Here is an 18,055-nt window from a genome sequence, read left to right on the forward strand (position 1 = left end):
CGCGACGTTCGTCAAACTCCGCGTGTCAGCGCGACACCTGCACCTGGATCGCGCTCTGCGTCACACTCTCCAGCGACAGCTGCAGACCGCCGACCTCGACCGCCTGCTGGCCCTTGGTCAAGGTCACCTGCTGACCGGCGACCTGAAGAGTGACGGTGTTGTCATCCGCGCTGACGAACTCCGCCTCGACGCCCAGGACCTCGACGCTCGCGTTCGTCTCCCGCTGGATGGTGACCGTGCACTGATCGACGCCACAATTGACGCCGTCGCTGCTGCAGCCGGTCAACAATGCGGCGCCGAACACCGCGACGACAAGTGACTTAAAGATCAACACCCTTTCCACGGTACGAGGTCGAAGCCACCCTAGGCTGTGGATCGACCCCGAGGAGGCCTTCGTGAGCGACCACCTGGTCCACGACAACGTTGCGGCACACCGCTTCGAGCTGGCAGTCGACGGCTCGGTCGGAGCACTGGCGTCCTACCGGATGCGCGGCGATGACGTGGTCGTCGTCCTGCACACCGAGACCGACCCGGACATGCGCGGGCAGGGACTGGCGGGCGAACTGGCCCGGAAGACGCTCGAGCAGTTGCGGGAGCGGGGACAGCGGATCGTTCCGGCTTGTCCGTTCTTCGCCCACTACATCAGCGAACATCCGGAATACGCGGAGTTGGTGGCTCACTAGCTCCCTTACTCACACCCCCACCCACCCTGGGGGGCGACCCACAGCCATTGTCCCGCGAAGGCCCAAGATCAGGTCGGTGCCTGTGGACGAGCGGCCAGTGTGGACAACTTGCGGCCGGGGCTCAGAGGTGCATCGGCGGGCGGAGCGCCATTGAGGACGGGTCGGCTGGCGCTCCCGGGTGCATCAAGCCGCCGAAACACCCCAGAGAACCAGCCGGCAACGACGAGCTGGTGCTGAGGGCTGCGTCAGAGACGGAACACAACCGCCAGCACCAGCCGGCGACAACGAGCTGGCACTGAGGGCTGCGTTGGAGACGGATCACAACCGTCAGCACCAGCTGGGGAGAACGGGCTGGTGCTGAGGGGTGTGTTGGAGATGGATTCTGATGGTCAGCGCCGACTGGCGGGATCGGGCTGGCGGTCAGGGGTGGGTCAGGCGGCTACGGGCTCGGGGATGTTGGCGCCGGCGATCAGCTCGGCTGCGGCCTGGCCGCACGCGCGCGTCGCGCCGAAGGTCGCCACGTGGACGCCGCCGAGGACCTTGACCGGGATGCCCATTTCGACCACGATCGCGTCCGGCCGGGTCTCCAGGACGACATCCAGGATGTCCGCGATCCAGCGGTGCCGGTGCACGTCGCGGACCACCAGGATCAGCGGGCGACCTGCCGCCCCGGCCAGGACAAGGCTCGCCGCGTCGGCCGGGCCCGCCAGACCATCGGCGGAAAGGTCACCCGCGGAAAGGCCACGGTTGGACAGGCCGTCCGCGGACAAATCACCGTTGGACAGGCCGTCGACAGCCAGGCCGTCTGCGGGCAGGCCGTCCGCGGGCAAACCACCGCCGGACAAGCCGTCGGCGGACAAGCCGTCGGCGGACGAATGACCGTTGGACAGGCTGCCGTTGGACAAGCCGCTGGTGGGGAGGAGGGCGGTGAGGGAGAGGGTGCTGGTGGGGTGGTCGTCGGCGGAGAGGCGGATGGCGGTGGTGCCGGGGAGCAGTGCGGCGAGCGGCGCCCCGATCCCCCACGGCGTCTCCTCGCCGATCGCGATGTTGCGCGGCGGGGCGAACTCGACGACGTGCGGCACTCCGGCGACGGGCAGTTCGGGACCGCTCTCGGCGCGGGTGACCCGCACCGCGCGCCGGGCCGCATTGAAGCCGATCTCCGAGGCGGGTTGCGGGCCGCGGACCACTCCGGCTTCCTTCTGCGTACGGGTGGTCCACGCCCCGAGCGCGCGCACCCGCGCCACGGCGTCGCGCAGCCGCGCCTCGGGCAGTTCGCCGGAGAGGACGGCGGCCACGATCGCGTCGCGCAGGTGGAGCGCGGTCTCCTCGTCGGCGTGGTCGCCGCCCACGCAGATCGCGTCGACGCCGGCGGCGAGGGCGCGGACGGTGGCGCCGGCGAGACCGAAGCGGCGGCGTACGCCCTGCATCTCGATGCCGTCGGTGACGATGAGCCCGTCGAAGCCGAGCTCGTCGCGCAGGAGTCCGGTGAGGATGCGCGGGCTCAGCGTCGCGGGCAGGTCGTTGTCGTAGGCGGGGACGAGCAGGTGGCCGGTCATCACGACCTTGGCGCCGGCCGCGATCGCGGCTCGGAACGGCACGAGCTCGTTGGCTGCCAGTTCTTCGGCGGTACGGTCGATCAGCGGCACGTCGTGGTGCGAGTCGACCGCGGTGTCGCCGTGGCCGGGGAAGTGCTTGGCGCAGGCGGCCACGCCGTAGGTCTGCAGGCCCCGCACGAAGGCGGCGGCGTGGCGCGCCACCAGGTGCGGTTCGGCCCCGAATGCCCGTACGCCGATGACCGGGTTGTCGGGGTTGTTGTTGACGTCGGCGTCGGGCGCGTAGTCGAGGGTGATGCCGGCCGCGGCCAGTTCGCAGCCGAGGTCGCGGGCGACAGCTTCGGTCAGCAGCGGGTCGTCGATCGCGCCGAGTGCCAGGTTGCCGGGGCGGGAGCTGCCGTCGCGCGACTCGAACCGGGTGACGTCGCCGGCTTCCTCGTCGATGGCCACGATCACGTCGGGCCGTTCGGCGCGCAGCTGGGCGGTGAGCGCGGCGACCTGGGCGGGCGATTCGACGTTGCGGGCGAAGAGCGCGACCCCGCCGAGCCCTTCGGCGAGCCGGCGGCGGATCCAGTCCGGCGCGGTCGTCCCGACGAATCCGGGTTGTAGAACCGCGGCGGCAAGTTCCGGCAATTCGCCGTGCTTCGACATGGCCCCCGTACCTCCGAATGTATATACAAACGTCTATGTGAACGTTCTCTTCCGTCCGGGGACCTATGGTCACACCACCCGCCGCATTTAGTCAACAAACCTTTCTATTAGCCGTGGCCGATAGCCGTTAGAGTGGCGACGTGCCGTCCACCCTCCTCGCGGAAGCCACCCCTCTTGCGGAAAGCACCGTCGACTGGTCCGAGGTGCACGCCGTCAAGCTGCTCGGCGTCGCGCTCGGCCTGCTCTTCCTGCTCTGGGCCATACGTCGCATGTTCGGCGGCAAATAGGGGTACACAGGCGGCCCGATGAAACTCCCTATCTACGGGCCCCGCCTGCGCAAGGTGGCCCGCACCCACTTCGGATGGCCGTCCCTGCGCCCCGGCCAGTTCAAGCCGATGCGCGCCGTGCTGCGCCGCAAGGACGCGCTCGTCGTGCTGCCGACCGGCGCCGGCAAGTCGGCGATCTACCAGATCCCGGCGGTGCTGCTCCCCGGCCCGACAGTGGTCATCTCCCCGCTGCTCGCCCTCCAGCAGGACCAGATCGCCGCGCTCAACGAGCGTGCCGACCCCAAGATCCGGGCGGTCCGGGTCAGCTCCGCCGAGACGCCGCGCGAGCAGCAGGAGGCGATCGAGGAGTTGCGCTCCGGCAAGGCGGAGTTCCTCTTCATCACGCCCGAGCAGCTCGCCAACCCGGAACGGCTCGCCGAGGTCAAGGCGCTCAAGCCGGGTCTGGTCGCGATCGACGAGGCGCACTGCATCTCGGCGTGGGGACCGGATTTCCGGCCGGACTTCCTGGCGCTCGGCGACATGATCAAGGAGTTGGGCCGGCCGCCGGTGCTGGCGCTGACCGCGACCGCGTCACCGCCGGTCCGCGAGGACATCATCAACCGGTTGCAGCTGCGCAACCCCGAGATCCACGTGTCCGGGCTGGACCGGAAGAACCTGTTCATCGAGGTGACGCACTGCCCCGACGAGGCGTACCGGTGGCGGCGGCTGACCACGCTGCTCGACGAGGGGCAGCGGCCGGGCATCGTCTACGTCGCCACCCGGCGGGCCGCCGAGGAACTGGCCGAGAAGCTGACCCAGGCGGGTTATCCGGCCGAGTTCTACCACGGTGGGATGGCCGGCGGCCTGCGTGAGCAGCGCCACGAGGACTTCATCAACGACAAGGTCGACATCATGGTGGCCACGTCGGCGTTCGGCATGGGCATCGACAAGGCGAACATCCGCTGGGTGGCGCACATGGCGCTGCCCGACTCGCCGGACAGCTACTTCCAGGAGATCGGCCGGGCCGGGCGCGACGGGGAGCCGGGGCGCGTGCTGCTGCTGTGGCGCGCCGAGGACGAGGCGATCCAGCGCTTCTTCAACGGCGGCGGGCCCGACGAGACCGAGCTGCGGGAACTCGCCAAGGTGCTGCACAAGGGACCGGCGACCAAGACGGCGCTGGCCGAGAAGACCGGGCTCGGCCCGCGCCGCATCGGGCAGTACCTGGCGCTGCTGGAACAGGTGGGCGCCGCCCGTACCGGAAAAGGCAGCAAGATCAGTGCACCGACCGGCGCGCCCCTCCCGGCGAAGGCCGCAACGGCCGCGGTCGCCGAGTTCGAACGCCAGCAGGCCGTGATCAAGTCGCGCACCGACATGATGCGCGGGTTCGCCGAGAGCCGGCAGTGCCGGACCGAGACGCTGCTGGCGTACTTCGGCGAGGAGATCCGGCGGATGTGCGGGCACTGCGACAACTGCGCCGACGGCAGCGCGGAGGAGGTGAACGCGGTCGAGGAGGAGGGCCCGTTCCCGATCCACAGCAAGGTGAGCCACGCCGAGTGGGGCACCGGGATGGTGATGGGCTACGAGGAGGAGAAGATGACGGTCCTCTTCGACACCGTCGGGTACAAGACGCTGTCGGTGCCCGTGGTCGTGAACCAGAACCTGCTCACCCCGGCCTGACCCCGGCCCGCGCCAGGACCGGCCTGACCCCGGCCCGCGCCCGGACCGGCCTGATCACGGCCCGGGCTCAGGCGGCCGGGGTGCGGCCCGACGTCATTCCGGCCCGGGGGTGCGGCCTGCGCTCACTCGGGGCGGGGTGCGGCTTCCCGGAAGCGGGCGGCGGCGTCGCCGGAGATGGCGGGGCCGTGGCCGAAGACGGCGTGGTCGAAGTCGCGCCCGGCGAGCTCTTGCACGGCGCCGGTGACCTGACCGTTCTTGCTGGTCGCCGCGTCGCCGGTGAACAGGACGCCGCCGGCGCGGTCGAGCAGGAACGACAGGTGGCCGCGGGTGTGCCCGGGCGTGTGGATCGCGGTGAGGCCGGGCAGCGGTTCGGCACCGTCCCCCGCCAGCTGGTCGATCTTGGTGGGCTCGACCTTGGCGAGCCGCCGGAAGAGGAACTTGCGCAGCCGTCCTTCCGGCTCGGCGGGCTGGAAGTGCCCGGTCAGGAACGGCGCCTCGGCCGCGTGCGCGATCAGGCGGGCGCCGGTGCGCGTCCGCAGGGCCGCGGCGCTGCCGGCGTGATCCGGGTGGGCGTGGGTGAGCAGGATCGCCCGCAGCTCGCCGAGGGGGCGCGCCGCCCGCTCGATCGCCGCGGCCTGGCCGGGCAGGCCGGTGTCGACCAGGACCACCCCGTCGTCGGTGACGATCAGGTGGACGTTGACGATTCCGAGGCGGAGCTCGAAGACTCCGTCGACCACTTCGCGCACACCGGACAGTCTCTCAAGAGCCGCCGCGGTAACGGACGAGGGCGTCCTTGCGCTCTCTCAAGAGCCGCCGCGGTAACGGACGACGGCGTCCTTGCGGGTGCGGACCCCGAGTTTGGACAGCACCGCCGCCACGTGCGCGTCGACGGTCCGGACGGAGAGGACCAGCTCGGCCGCGATCTCCGGGTTGCTCCGGCCGGCGGCGAGCAGGCGCAGCACCTCCAGCTGGCGACCGGTGAGCCCGGCCGGGTTGTCACGGGTGGCAGCGCGTGGACCGCGCGGGATCCTGGTCACGCCACGCTCCCGCAGCCGGTGCCGGAACCGGCGGGCCAGCGGGGCGGCGCCCATCGCGTCCAGGGCGGCGATCGCGGTGAGCAGATCGGCGGGGTCGTCGCTGTGACCGAGGGCGAGCGCCGACTCGTACCGGAAACCGGCCCCGGCCCATCGCGACGACGCCTCGCGCGCCGAGCCGCGCAGTTGCAGGCCGTAGAAGTGGGACTTCTCGGGGAGTTCGACCGGCACGCCGAGGCGTCGCAGCCAGTAACCGAAGCCCTCCTCGCGGAAGACCGGGCGATAGGCCCGCCGCCACGAGTCGTCCGCCGGGGATCCGCGCAGCCAGGCGGCCTCGGCCAGGGCCGCCCCGGCCGGGCCGATCCGCTGCGCCTCACCGATCCCCAGCGCGATTTCCCACGCCTCGGCGATCAACTCCTCGCCGCCCGGGCGGCCGGTCCGCACCCGGCACAGCCCCTGCACGACCAGGGCGGGGCAGCGCATGTTCGGCGGCGCGCCCAGCGCCCAGCCGGCCTCGCGCTCGGCGTCCGCCCACTGGGCGCGGGCCAGGTGCAGGCGGCCACGGCCGACGTGCAGATAGCGCAAGAACCCGAGCACCTCGCTGCGCTCCGCGAAGTCGATCGCCGCGGTCAGCACCTCGTCCGCCTCGTCGAGGCGCAGGTAGTCGACCATCAGCCAGGCAAGATTCGTGTACGCGCGGCACACGTGATCGGTCTCGCCCGCCGCCAGCGCGACCGCCAGGCTCTCCGTGAGCAGCGCGTGACCGGCCTCGTCCTGGCCGGCCTCCCAGCGCGCGAACCCGACGTTGTTCAGCGCGTGGGACAGCACGCCGGCCGCGCCGGACGATCGGGCGAGAGCGATCGCGCGCTCACCGACGTCGATCGCCTCGTGGGCCTGGCCGTTGAGGACGTACAGCTGGGACTGGTTGCTGAGCCCGAAGGCGAGCGCTCCCGGATCACCGGCGGCCGCCAGCACCGACACCGCCTCGGTCGCGCACCGCTCGGCGTGTGGTCGCTCGCCGGCCCACCAGTGCAGGCGGGACAGGCGCCGCAACGCGAGCCCGAGCCGCGCCGGGTCGTCCAGGGCCCGGCGCAGCGCCAGGGCCGCCCGCTGCGCGTGCACCGCCCGGGACGCGTCGCCCAGCAGGTACAGCTCCTCGGCGTACCCCTCGAACAGGTCGGCCCTCGCCGCCGGGGCGAACCTCCCGGCGTGCTCCAGCGCCAGCCGGTAGTGCGCCGCGGCCTCGCGATGAGCCCCGGCCCGGGCCGCCTCGGCCGCCGCGAGCGGCGCCCACCGGATGATCAGCTCGTCGTCGCCCGCCTCGGCCGCGTGATGCACCAGCCGGGACAGATCGACGCCACCACGATCCCGGAGGGCGCTCACCACCGTCTGATTCGCCACGATCTTCTCGTACGCCGTGAGGGCCGCCCCGACCGCCCGGCGCATCAGCTCGTGACGGAACGCGACCCGCCTCGGCGTCACGCTGAGCATCCCCCGGCGCTCGGCCTCGGCCAGCGTGCCCAGTCCCCCCGGCACGACCGCCTCGACCAGCCAGCGCTCCACCGCGTGCGGCACCACGGCGAGCGTCCCCAGAGCGGCACGGCACGGCTCGTCCAAGGCCTGGAGGCGGGCGTGCACCGCCTCGGTGACGGTCGCCGGAACCGCCTCGGCATCACCCGCGCCGAGCACCTCCGTGACGAAGAACGGGTTACCGTCGGTCACCTCGAAGATCCGGTCAGGATCAAGGGCACCGGACCCCGCCAGGGCGCGTACGGCGTCGGCGGAGAGCCGGGCCAGCGGCAGGCGGCGCACCGGCGCGGCCCGGGCGAGCACCTGGTGCAACGGATGCCCGGCGGCCACCTCGTCGTCGCGGTACGTCAGCACCAGCACGACCGGGAGCGCGGCGATCCGGCGTACCAGGAAGAGCAGCACGTCCAGGGTCGCGTCGTCGGCCCAGTGCACATCCTCGACGACCAGGACCGTGGGGTGACCCGGCCAGTCCAGCTCGGCCCGGAGCGCCTCCAGCACCCGGCCGCGGTCACCGGCGGCGAGCGCGTCGGTCAGCGCCGTGCCGACCCGGCCGGTCAGATCGCGCAGCGGGCCCAGCACCCGGGGCGTGGCCAGGTCGTCGCACCAGCCGGTGAGCAGCCGCCCCTCGGCCGGCAGCACCGCACGGGCCGCCTCCACCACGCTGGACTTGCCGATCCCGGCCTCGCCGGTGACCAGGACGACCGAGCCGTGCCCGGCCCGCGCCGCGCGGGCGGCGGTGGCCAGCTCGGCCAGCTCGTGGTCACGCTCCAGCAGCGCCATCTGCGGAGTCTAGGAGCTGAACTAGGTGAATCGGCTCGTCAAGGTAGGTAGCCGACACGGATTCGCCCGGTCGGGCACGTCAGTAGAAACAGGGGCATGGATGAGAACAAGCTGATGGAGTTCGTGCACAAGTTCGTCGGAGACCTGGGCGCCACGATCGGCGCCGGCGGGGTCGTCCTCGGGGACCGGCTGGGCCTCTACCGCGGGCTGACCGCCGGGCCGTCGCTGCCCGAGGAACTCGCCGAGCGGACCGGGACGGCGCCACGCTACGTCGAGGAGTGGCTGCGGGGGCAGGCCGCCGGCGGGTACGTCGAATACGACCCGGAGAGCGGCCGGTACTCGCTGACCGAGGAGCAGGCGTTCGCGCTGACCGACCCGGACGGGCCGATCTTCGCGCCCGGGGCGTTCCAGCTCGCGCTCGGCGCGTTGCAGTCGCGGGAGCGGATCGAGGCGGCGTTCCGGTCCGGGGACGGGCTCGGCTGGCACGAGCACGACCAGGACGTGTTCAGTGGCTGCGAGCGGTTCTTCCGGCCCGGGTACAGCGCCAACCTGATCTCGTCGTGGCTGCCGTCCCTCGACGGAGTGGTCTCCCGGCTGCAGGCGGGCGCGCGGGTCGCGGACATCGGCTGCGGGCACGGGGCGTCCACGGTGCTGATGGCCGGCGCGTACCCGGCGTCCGTCTTCACCGGATCCGACCCGCACGCCGGCTCGATCGAGCAGGCGCGCAAGCGGGCCGGGAACGCCGGGCTGGAATCGCGCGCACGGTTCGCCGTCGCCGGTGCCCAGGAGTTCTCGGGCGGGCCGTACGACCTGGTCACGACGTTCGACGCGCTGCACGACATGGGCGACCCGCTCGGCGCTGCCCGGCACGTGCGGTCGCAGCTCACGCCGGACGGCACGTGGATGATCGTGGAGCCGGCCGCGGGGGACTCGGTGTCGGCGAACCTCAACCCGGTGGGGCGGGTCTACTACTCGTTCTCCGCGTTCCTGTGCGTGCCCAGCGCGTTGTCGCAGGAGGGCGGGTATTCGCTGGGCGCGCAGGCGGGCGAGGAGCCGATCCGGCGGCTGACGGCGGACGCCGGCTTCACCCGGTTCCGGCGGGCGGCCGAGACACCGTTCAACATCGTCTACGAGGCCCGCCCCTGAGGCCCGGCGGCCGATCTTCCCAGCCCGCGGGTGGGCACGGCAGCGGCGCGGCCGCGGCTCGCAGGCTGGTTCTCACGGTGGTCAGGAGGCACGAACGACCACCGTGGGAACCAGCCGGCGGGCCGTCACCGCGCAGCCGACCGGTCCCGGAACCGCAACGCGGACTTAACACAGGCCTGGGGTGAGCAACGACATGATCGGGTAGAGGGGTGGTGAGGACCGGAGCGGTCCGCCGGTGCGTAAGAATGCGCTGTCGGCCGCCGACGGATGCGAAAGGAAACCCCGAGTGACGGACGAACCGCTCTACGCCCGGCTGGGCTTCACCGACGCCGAATGGGGGCTGCTGGTCGGCCTTCCGCACGCGGTGCTCACGGCGGCAAGCGCCGCCACCCATGACAGTGCCCGCAAGACCCGGGCGGAGAGTGCGGCCGGGCTGAGCCGCATCTCCGACGCCCGCGCCTCGGCGAGCACCCTGGTCACTGCGGTCGCCACGGCCGCCGTGGCCGAGGCCGGCGACCCGGAGCTGGGCGAGGAGCCGCCGGTCATCGAACCGGCGGACCCCGCTGCCTACTCGAAGGACGTGCTGGGTCGCGCGACCGAGGCCGCCGGCCTGCTCGCGTCGAAGGCTTCGGTCGCCGACGCCGAGACCTACCGCCACTGGCTGCTGGAGGTGGCCGACGCGGTTGTCGGCGCCGCCTCCAGCGGTGGCCTGCTCGGCATCGGCGGCGAGGCCGTCACCGAGGACGAGCGCACGTTCCGTGACCACCTGGCCAGCGCGCTGGCTGCCTGATCACGGGTGGCCCGGGCGCTCCGGCCCGGGCCACCACAGCAAGCCCGCACCACCACAGGCCAGGGCCGGCGCGACGGAACGGGCCGGCACCACAGGCCAGGCCCGGCACGACAGAACTGGCCAGGACCACAGGCCAGGCCCGGCGCGACGGAACGAGCCGGTCAGCGCGGGGCGCCGCGGTAGGTGCCGAACGACCAGAGGTTGCCCTCCGGGTCGCGCGCCGCGAAGTCACGCGAGCCGTAATCCGTGTCGAACGGCTCCCTGACGATCCTCGCCCCGGCCGCCCGCGCCCGCTCGGCCAGCTTGTCCGGCTCGTCGGTCACGACGTAGGCCCCGAAGGTGCCCGGTTGCAGCGAGCATGGATCATCCGGGCCCCGGTTCGCCGCGGAGCCGAGCATGGTCCCGCCGCCCAGCGGCCAGTCGAGCTGGCAGTGGTCGACCCGGTCACCCTCGCCGTAGACGACCGTCTCCTCGAAACCGAACGCCTCCACCAGGAAGCGGATCAGCGAGCGTGCGTCGTGCGCCTGCAGCGTGGGCCACACCTGCGGAGGTGGTGCTGTCTTCTGATCAGTCATGCACCTCATCGTGGGCGTCGGCGGCCGCGGCCGCTTGGACGAAACCGAACTCGTCGGACAACCACCGGGACGGGGCACACCCGGCGAACGCCTGGAAGTCCCGCACGAAATGGGACTGGTCGGCATAGCCCTGCTCGGCGGCGAGGTCGGCCAGCCGGACCCCGGGCCGCAGCGCGCGGCGGGCCCGGTCGAACCGGACGATCCGGGCCGCTTCCTTCGGCCGCAGGCCCAGCTCGGCCCGGAAGCGGTCGGTGAGGTGACGCGCGCTCCAGCCGACCTCCCCGGCGAGGTCGCCGATCGAGGCGCCCCCACGGTGGAGCCGGCCCCAGACGTGGGCGACACGTTCCAGCCCGGCCGGGGCCGGCGCCGCCCCGAGCAGCCCGGCCAGCACGGTGTCGAGGATGGCGAACCGGGCCGGCCAGTCCGGCGCCGTGCACAAGCGCTCCCGCACCTCGGCGACGAACCCCTCGCCGAGGATCGCCGCCGGGTCCACGTCGAGGTCGGCCAGCTCACCGGCGGGCAGGCCGAGAAGCGCCCGGCAGCCCAGCGGATGCAGGGCGACCTGCACCCCGGACTGGCGCCCGTCGTGGGTGATGGTCGCCGGCCTGCGGTGCAGCCCGCCGAGCAGCGCGCCGAACGTGCCCGGCGCCTGCCGCCGGTCCGGGTGCTCGGCGATCACCAGCGGCTCGTCCATCGTGAAGATCAGCGTCAGGTAGGGCGACGGCAGGCCCCGATGCCGCCCCGGCGGCACACCGCGCTGCCGATAGCCGGAGTAGAACGCCACGTGCCCACGCAACGGGGAAGCCGGCCTGCCTTGCACGTATTGATCCAGCACAGTCTGGTCAAGCACCATGGAACCAAGGCTGCACCCTCCCCCAGGGACAGAGTCAAGCCATCGGAGGATCCGGCCGGGTAGGCCTTCTCGATTACCATCCTCGATGTCCGGCGTGGACGGCCGAACGGGGGTGGGATGGAGAACCGGCCTTCGCTGTCACGGGCGCTGGCGGCGGCGTCCGTGACCATCGCGCTCGCCCTGGTCGGCAACCTGATCACCAATGCGATGAGCACGCCGGCCTCGTGGCTGCCGCGCCTCTGGGCGGTCCTGGCGGTGCTGTTCGTGGCGGCGGTGCTGATCGATCGCGTACGCCATCGGCCGTCTCCCGATCTGGCGCGTCAGCGCCGCCTCTTCGCCGGTGCGCTGGCCGCCGAGGTCACCCGGATCAGCGCGAGGGAGAACTGGCGGGACGAGCGGTTCGCCGAGTTGCGGGCGGAACTGGAGGTCACGAGCGGTCGTCGCGGGCCACGCCGGGTGCGGTCGCTGACCCGCGCGCTGCGGCGCAGCCGGGACCGCCTGATCCTGCTGCAGGGTGAGCCGGGGGCCGGGAAGTCCGTCGCGCTGCGGCACCTGGCGCTGCGCGAGCATCGCGGGGTCGTCCCGCTCTACCTGAATCTGAAGGAGCTGCGCCGGGCCGGGGACGAACCGGTCGACGCGACCACCATCCGGCGGTTCGTCCTGGCGTCGCTGAACCGGTCCCGCAGCGAGGGGGTGGCCGAGTTCCTCGCCACCGAGCTGGACGCCGGCATGCGCGACGGCACCTGGTTGTTCCTCTTCGACTCGTTCGACGAGATCCCGGACATCCTGACCGCCACCGAGGTGGAGCCGATGGTGGAGGAGTACGCCGACGCGATCCACTCCTTCCTGCACACCATGAGCGCCTGCCGGGGCATCGTCGCCTCCCGCGAGTTCCGCGGCCCGCGACGGTTCGACTGGCCGCGCTTCACCGTCCTGCGGCTGACCGCCCGGCAGAAGCGCCGGCTGATCCGGCTGGCCGGGCTCACCCCGGCACAGGAGGGGCTGCTGCTCGGCGGCATCACCTCGACGGAGAGCACGCTGGGACCGTTCTCCGACAACCCGCTGCTGCTGAGCCTGCTCACCGACTACATGGTCCGCAACGACGCGTTGCCCCGGACCTCGCACGAGGTGTTCTCCGATTTCGTCGCCGGCCGGCTGCACCGGGATCGGGAGCGGGTCCTGCGACGGTTCGGCCTGAACCCGGACGCGCTGCGGTCCGCGGCGGAGACGGCCGCGTTCTGCATGGCGGAGTCGCCCGGTCTCGGCCTGTCCCCGTCGTACGAGGAGTTGACGGCAGCGGTCGTCCGGCGGTTCGGCCCGCAGCCGGACCTGCGGGCCGGTCTGGACGCGCTCGCCTTCGTCAAGCTCGCCTCGGGCGGGACCGTGTTCAGCTTCGCGCATCGCCGCTTCCAGGAGTTCTTCGCCACGGCCCGGGTGCTGCAGGAGGACGGCTCGGTGCCGGCCGAGCGACTGCTCACCGCCGGGCAGTGGCGGGAGACGGCGGTGACGCTGCTGCAGACCCGGCCGGACGCCGGTCTCCTCGAGGTGGCGCAACGTCTGCTGCGCGAGGTCGTCCCGGCTCGCTCGCGGGCCCGCCGGTTCACCTGGCCCACCGGCGCGCTGCACCTGTTGTCGCTGCTCAATGCGGGTCTGGACGAGGATTCGGTGACCCGGCTCGATCCACGGGTGCGCGCGCGGATCGGCCGGTTGCTCAGGCGGGCGTACGAGAGCGGCTCCCGCGCCGACCAGGTGTGGGCGATCGAGAACGTGATGCCGGCCCCCGACGCGGACCGCGACGAGTTGCTGGACCACGCGGCCGGCAGCCCGAGCCTGCTCCTGCAGGAGTCTGCGCTGGCCCAGGTCGGCCGGCTGCGGGTGATGCCGCCGTCGCTGGCCCGGCAGGTCCGCGGGGTGCTGATCGGCCGGGCCGGCCGGGGACGGTTGTGGCGTGACCGGCACGCGGTCCTGGCCGGGATCCGGCGGCTGCGCGATCCGCGCCCGTTCACCCAATTGATCGCGGTGCTGCTGGGCGCTCCGGTCCTGGACGCCGCGGTGGTGGCGCTGTTCGTCGTGTTCGTGCTGGTCACCGGCACCCCGACGTGGCGGCTGCCGATCATCGCGGCGGGCGCCGGGGCGGTGGCTCTGCTCGGCGTTCTCGTCCCGTGCCTGGCCGTCAGCATGTCCGCGGCAGAGTCTGTGGCCGGCCGCTGGCGCTCGTGGCGTGACGTGCTGGAGGCGGTGGCAGTGGCCGCGACGGTGGTGCGGGTGTGGACGCTGGGCACGATGGTCACGGCGTTCTGCGGCTGGCGCCTGCTCCCCGGTCTGGGCTACGGCTATCTGGCGCTGTGTTTCCACACCTACCTGGCGGTGGCCGCCGGCCCGCGCCCGCTGCCGCTGCCCGGGTTCGTGGCCGCGCCGGTGGTCTGGGCGGCCCGGTGGCTCCGGGAGCTGAGCGACTGGCGGGACAACGTCGGCTGGATGCGGCGGGAGCCGAGGCGGGCGGCCGTCACGCTGATCCCGCTGCTGATCTGCATGGGCCTCTCCACCTGGTATTCCGTGGTCTCGGCGGAGTCGATCGAACGTCAGTCCCTGCGGATGATGGCCATCGTCATCCTGTCCGTCGGCGTCGCCTGGGCGGCGCAGGAGTCCACCACCCGGGTGCGTGCCCGCCGGGACCGGCGGCGGATCGCCGAGGCCGGCACGCTGGACGCCGCCGGCATGCGCGCCCTGCTCACCGGCCTGCGCACCGACCGCGGCCTGTTCTTCCTGGTGCGCGGCCTGCGCCGGGGTCAGTTCACGGCCTCGGCCACCGCCGTCGAGCAGCTACGGACGCTGGACCCGGACGGTTGCCGGGTGGAGCCGAGCCAGACGACGCTCGACGAGATCGCCCGGCTGATCACCGAGCGGTCAGTCCCGGCCGAGTAGTCCCCGCTCGAAGGCCGCGGCCACTGCCGCCGCGCGGTCCCTGACCCCCAGTTTCGCGTACGCGTGCAGCAGGTGCGTCTTCACGGTGGCCTCACTGATGAACAGTTTCCCGGCCGTCTCCCGGTTGCTGCAGCCGCGAGCGATCAGTGTCAGCACCTCGAGCTCCCGCTGGCTGAGCGGTTCCTTGTCGGGGGCGGGGGCCCGCAGCCGCCCCATCAGCCGTCCCGCGACCGCGGGTGACAGCACCGACTCGCCGCGGTCGGCGGCCACGACCGCCCGGAACAGCTCCTCGCGGGGCGCGTCCTTGAGCAGGTAACCGGTCGCTCCCGCCTTGATCGCCGGGAGCACGTCACTGTCGGTGTCGTACGTGGTCAGGACCAGGATTCGGGCCGCCGACCCGCTCTCCTTGAGCGACCGGATCGTGCTCACCCCGTCCATCACCGGCATCCGCAGGTCCATCAGGATCACGTCGGGGTTCACCGACGCGGCCACGGCGAGCGCCTCCCGCCCGTCGCCGGCCTCGCCGAGCACGGTGAACCGGTCGTCGCCGGCGAACATGCCCCGCAGCCCGTCCCGGACGACCGGATGATCGTCGACGATCAGCAGCCCGATCACGCCGCACCACCGATCGCGATTGCCGGCACGCAGGCCGACAGCGCGGTCCCGTTGCCCGGCTCGGACTCCACCGCGAGCGTCCCGGCGATCCGGGCCAGCCGCTCCCGCATCGCCCTCAGCCCGAACCCGCCGTTCTCGGTGACCTCCCGCGGCTGTTCCGGCTCGAAGCCGTCGCCGTCGTCGCGCACGTCCAGGGTCACCAGATCCTCCATGTACGACAGGGTCAGCCCGACCCGTCCCGCGTTGGCGTGCCGTGCGACGTTGGCGAGGGCCTCCTGCGCCGTACGCAGAAGGGTCGTCTCGATCTCGGGAAGCAGTCGCCGTGCCGTGCCGGTGAGGACGAGGTCCGCCCTGACCCCGTGCAGGCCGGACCAGGTCTCCACCACCTCGCCGAGCGCGGCGGGCAGGCCGGCGCCGTCGAGCTGCTGCGGGCGCAGCGCCTGCACCGAGCGGCGTGCTTCGGCGAGGCTCTCCCGGGCGAGGCGTTTCGCCGCGGTCAGGTGCCGTTCGCGCTCACCGGGGTGCGCCTCGGCCGCTTCGAGCTGGGTGACGATGCCGGTCAGGCCCTGCGCCAGCACGTCGTGGATCTCGCCGGCCATCCGTTGCCGCTCGTCGAGCACGCCGGCCTCGTGGGCCTGGACGAGCAGCTGGGCGTGCAGGCCGGCGTTCTCCTTGAGCGCCTCCTCGAGCTTCGCGTTCGCCTCGGCCAGGCCGTCGATCGTCTGGTCACGTCTCACGGCGTTGTCCATCTTCCGGCCTTCCAGCACCGTCATGGTGGCCGAGATGCCCGCGTTGAGCAGGAACAGGACGCCGAAGAGGACCATTCCGCCGGTGGATTGCAGGCTCACCCAGCCGCCGGACTGGGACGCCGCGGTGGTCACCGCGACGAACCCCGCGCCGACCACCTGCCACCAGCCCGGCAGCGCGTAGACGGTGTAGAGGTAGCCGGTCCAGACGAAGAACCCGAAGAGCGGGCTGCACCAGACCAGTGCCGCGCTCAGCAGGATCAGGAACGCGAAGAGCACTGCCGACGGCCACCGGCGGTAGAACGCGATCGGCAGGAGGCGGAACGTCAGGACCCAGAGCATGCTGAGCGCGACCACGACCAGGGTCGTGGGCATCCGCTCCTGGTTCAGCCCGGAGCCCTGGGCGATCCAGGCGAGCACGGTCGCGGCGGCCAGCAGAGCGAACGAGACCGCGGTGAGTTTCTGCGTGTTCCACTCGGTCCGGATGCTCTCTTGCATCGACGCTCCCCCTTCTGCGTCCGTCCAGTCTGTCAGGTCCAGCGGAAGGAACGCGCGGCCCGGAGTCCGGTCAGGTCCAGCGGAAGAGACGCGCGGCCCCGAGTCCGAAGAGGATCAGGTAGCCGAGCAGGACGACGGCGGAGAGCCAGTTCGGCCAGGTCCCGCTCATCGCGTCGTGCAGGGCCCGCTCGCCGGCACCCATCGGGGTGAAGTCGCCGATCCGCTGCACCCAGTCGGGCATGAACTCGCGCGGCGTCCACAGCCCGGCGAAGAACATCGACGGGAAGAACAGCAGCGTGCCGACGGCGTTGCCGGCCTTGCCGGTGGGAACCAGCGCGGCGATCAGCAGCCCGATCGCGAACACCCCGAGGGCGCAGAGCAGGAAGGCCAGCACGAAGCCGGGGAAGTTCTCGGCGAGCGGCACGTCGTAGACGGCGTACCCGACCGTGATGCACAGCGCCGAGGACACCAGCGCTATCAGCACCGACGCCGTCAACTGCGCGGCGAGCAGGGTGATCGGCCGGACCGGGGTGGTGGCGATGCGGCGCAGGACACCCCGTTCGCGGTAGGTGGCCAGCACCATCGGCAGGACCTGCAGACCGATCATGGCCAGGGACAGGGCGACCGCGATGCCGACGTAGACGTCGATCGTGCGCAGGCCGTTCAGCTCCGGCGACGGATCGCGGAAGACCTTGATGCTGCCCAGGATGGCGACCAGGATCGTCGGGAACAGCAGTGAGAAGAAGGCGCCGACCGGCTCGCGGAGGAAGAGCTTGATCTCGGTACGCGTGAGCTTGGCGAAGATGGTCATGGTCACTCCCCGTCGGTGTGGCCGGTCAGGCGGACGAAAGCGTCGTCGAGGCTGGCCTGTTCCAGGCGCAACTCTTTCGCGACGATCTGGTGGACGGCGAGGACCGTGCTCACCGCGTGCAGCAGGTTGCCGGTGCCGACCACCTCGACGCGGCCGCCCGTGTGACGCACCTCCCGCACCTCGGGAAGTGCCGTGAGCAGGGTGTCGTCGAGCGGCTTGTCCGGGCGGAAGCGGATCGTCTGCTCGGCCTCGGCGTGCTCGACCAGGCCGGCCGGGGTGTCCAGCGCGATGACGGCACCCCTGTCGATCACCGCGATCCGGTCACAGAGCCGCTCGGCCTCCTCCATGAAGTGCGTCACCAGCACGACCGTGACGCCGCGGTCGCGGACCGACTCGATCAGGTCCCAGGTGTCGCGGCGGGCGGCCGGGTCCAGCCCGGTGGTCAGCTCGTCCAGGATCGCGACCCGCGGGTTGCCGATCAGCGCCAGGGCGATCGAGAGACGCTGTTTCTGACCCCCGGAGAGTTTCCCGTACGGCGTACGCAGCTTGTCGGCGAGACCGAGCTCGGCGGCGAGCGCCCGCCAGTCGGCCGGGTCGCGGTAGAACGCGCTGTAGAGATCGAGGGCTTCCCGGACCGTCAGCTTCTCCTGGAGCTGGGACTCCTGGAGTTGCACCCCGACCTCGGCGCGCAGCGCGGGATCGCGCGGCGAGCGGCCGAGCACCGTGATGTCGCCGCTGTCCGGCGTCCGCAGCCCGGCGACGCACTCGACGGTGGTGGTCTTACCGGCGCCGTTCGGGCCCAGAATGCCGAAGATCTCGCCGGGCTCGACGGCGAACGACACGTCGCGCACCGCGACCGTGTCCCCGTAACGTTTGCTGAGGTTGCTGACCTCGATGACTGCCATGCATTCAGCGTCGCGGA

General features: G+C 72.1%; 15 protein-coding genes and 1 pseudogene. 6 read left to right on the forward strand and 10 right to left on the reverse strand.

Annotation, left to right across the window (positions count from 1 at the left end; translation table 11 throughout):
• Positions 1 to 25 precede the first annotated feature (25 nt).
• Positions 26 to 334, reverse strand: a complete 309-nt coding sequence (locus tag Acy02nite_RS18830) for a hypothetical protein (protein WP_203742283.1) — start codon at positions 332 to 334, stop codon at positions 26 to 28.
• A 61-nt stretch (positions 335 to 395) separates the two neighbouring features.
• Between Acy02nite_RS18830 and Acy02nite_RS18835 the strand changes: the two genes are divergently transcribed.
• Positions 396 to 683, forward strand: coding sequence for a GNAT family N-acetyltransferase (locus tag Acy02nite_RS18835; RefSeq protein WP_239174987.1), 288 nt, complete (start codon positions 396 to 398; stop codon positions 681 to 683).
• Between the two features lie 944 nt (positions 684 to 1,627).
• On the opposite strand, the pseudogene Acy02nite_RS18840 reads toward Acy02nite_RS18835, so the two are convergent.
• A pseudogene (locus Acy02nite_RS18840) lies at positions 1,628 to 2,887 on the reverse strand (glycoside hydrolase family 3 protein); the annotation flags it as partial.
• Between the two features lie 140 nt (positions 2,888 to 3,027).
• Here Acy02nite_RS18840 and Acy02nite_RS18845 point away from each other — a divergent pair.
• Together Acy02nite_RS18845 and Acy02nite_RS18850 are read left to right on the forward strand one after the other, a co-directional pair.
• Entirely contained in the window at positions 3,028 to 3,174 is a 147-nt protein-coding gene (locus Acy02nite_RS18845; RefSeq protein WP_203742285.1) for a hypothetical protein, read from the forward strand.
• A gap of 18 nt (positions 3,175 to 3,192) precedes the next feature.
• The gene (locus tag Acy02nite_RS18850; RefSeq protein ID WP_203742286.1) at positions 3,193 to 4,830 is read left to right on the forward strand and encodes a RecQ family ATP-dependent DNA helicase; all 1,638 of its coding nucleotides are present in this window, start codon (positions 3,193 to 3,195) and stop codon (positions 4,828 to 4,830) included.
• Between the two features lie 122 nt (positions 4,831 to 4,952).
• On the opposite strand, the gene Acy02nite_RS18855 is transcribed toward Acy02nite_RS18850, so the two are convergent.
• Complete coding sequence (locus Acy02nite_RS18855; RefSeq protein ID WP_239174989.1) at positions 4,953 to 5,576, reverse strand: MBL fold metallo-hydrolase; 624 nt, start codon at positions 5,574 to 5,576, stop codon at positions 4,953 to 4,955.
• A 57-nt stretch (positions 5,577 to 5,633) separates the two neighbouring features.
• Positions 5,634 to 8,174, reverse strand: coding sequence for an ATP-binding protein (locus Acy02nite_RS18860; protein WP_239174990.1), 2,541 nt, complete (start codon positions 8,172 to 8,174; stop codon positions 5,634 to 5,636).
• A gap of 96 nt (positions 8,175 to 8,270) precedes the next feature.
• On the opposite strand from Acy02nite_RS18860, the gene Acy02nite_RS18865 reads away from it, so the two are divergent.
• Both Acy02nite_RS18865 and Acy02nite_RS18870 read left to right on the forward strand, forming a co-directional pair.
• Positions 8,271 to 9,320 carry a class I SAM-dependent methyltransferase gene (locus Acy02nite_RS18865; RefSeq protein ID WP_203742287.1) on the forward strand — a complete coding sequence of 350 codons (1,050 nt, stop codon included), beginning with the start codon at positions 8,271 to 8,273 and terminating at the stop codon, positions 9,318 to 9,320.
• Positions 9,321 to 9,606: 286 nt separating this feature from the next.
• Positions 9,607 to 10,110 carry a hypothetical protein gene (locus Acy02nite_RS18870; RefSeq protein ID WP_203742288.1) on the forward strand — a complete coding sequence of 168 codons (504 nt, stop codon included), beginning with the start codon at positions 9,607 to 9,609 and terminating at the stop codon, positions 10,108 to 10,110.
• A gap of 161 nt (positions 10,111 to 10,271) precedes the next feature.
• On the opposite strand, the gene Acy02nite_RS18875 is transcribed toward Acy02nite_RS18870, so the two are convergent.
• Positions 10,272 to 10,685, reverse strand: coding sequence for a VOC family protein (locus Acy02nite_RS18875; protein WP_203742289.1), 414 nt, complete (start codon positions 10,683 to 10,685; stop codon positions 10,272 to 10,274).
• Positions 10,678 to 11,538, reverse strand: coding sequence for an AraC family transcriptional regulator (locus tag Acy02nite_RS18880; RefSeq protein WP_203742290.1), 861 nt, complete (start codon positions 11,536 to 11,538; stop codon positions 10,678 to 10,680). Before Acy02nite_RS18880 ends, Acy02nite_RS18875 begins: the two co-directional genes overlap by 8 nt.
• A 117-nt stretch (positions 11,539 to 11,655) precedes the next feature.
• Between Acy02nite_RS18880 and Acy02nite_RS18885 the strand changes: the two genes are divergently transcribed.
• Positions 11,656 to 14,463 carry an NACHT domain-containing protein gene (locus Acy02nite_RS18885; RefSeq protein ID WP_203742291.1) on the forward strand — a complete coding sequence of 936 codons (2,808 nt, stop codon included), beginning with the start codon at positions 11,656 to 11,658 and terminating at the stop codon, positions 14,461 to 14,463.
• Here the strand turns inward: Acy02nite_RS18885 and Acy02nite_RS18890 are convergent.
• The 4 genes from Acy02nite_RS18890 to Acy02nite_RS18905 form a co-directional block, all read right to left on the reverse strand.
• On the reverse strand, positions 14,446 to 15,078 hold the full coding sequence (locus Acy02nite_RS18890) for a response regulator (RefSeq protein WP_203742292.1): 633 nt from the start codon (positions 15,076 to 15,078) through the stop codon (positions 14,446 to 14,448). The genes Acy02nite_RS18885 and Acy02nite_RS18890 overlap by 18 nt on opposite strands.
• Positions 15,075 to 16,322 carry a sensor histidine kinase gene (locus Acy02nite_RS18895; protein WP_203742294.1) on the reverse strand — a complete coding sequence of 416 codons (1,248 nt, stop codon included), beginning with the start codon at positions 16,320 to 16,322 and terminating at the stop codon, positions 15,075 to 15,077. The genes Acy02nite_RS18890 and Acy02nite_RS18895 overlap by 4 nt, the downstream gene beginning before the upstream one ends.
• A gap of 70 nt (positions 16,323 to 16,392) precedes the next feature.
• Positions 16,393 to 17,133 carry an ABC transporter permease gene (locus Acy02nite_RS18900; RefSeq protein ID WP_203742296.1) on the reverse strand — a complete coding sequence of 247 codons (741 nt, stop codon included), beginning with the start codon at positions 17,131 to 17,133 and terminating at the stop codon, positions 16,393 to 16,395.
• Between the two features lie 2 nt (positions 17,134 to 17,135).
• Positions 17,136 to 18,038, reverse strand: coding sequence for an ABC transporter ATP-binding protein (locus tag Acy02nite_RS18905; protein ID WP_203742298.1), 903 nt, complete (start codon positions 18,036 to 18,038; stop codon positions 17,136 to 17,138).
• Between the last annotated feature and the right edge of the window lie 17 nt (positions 18,039 to 18,055).

The sequence above is a fragment of the Actinoplanes cyaneus genome, assembly GCF_016862095.1.
GTDB lineage: Bacteria > Actinomycetota > Actinomycetes > Mycobacteriales > Micromonosporaceae > Actinoplanes > Actinoplanes cyaneus.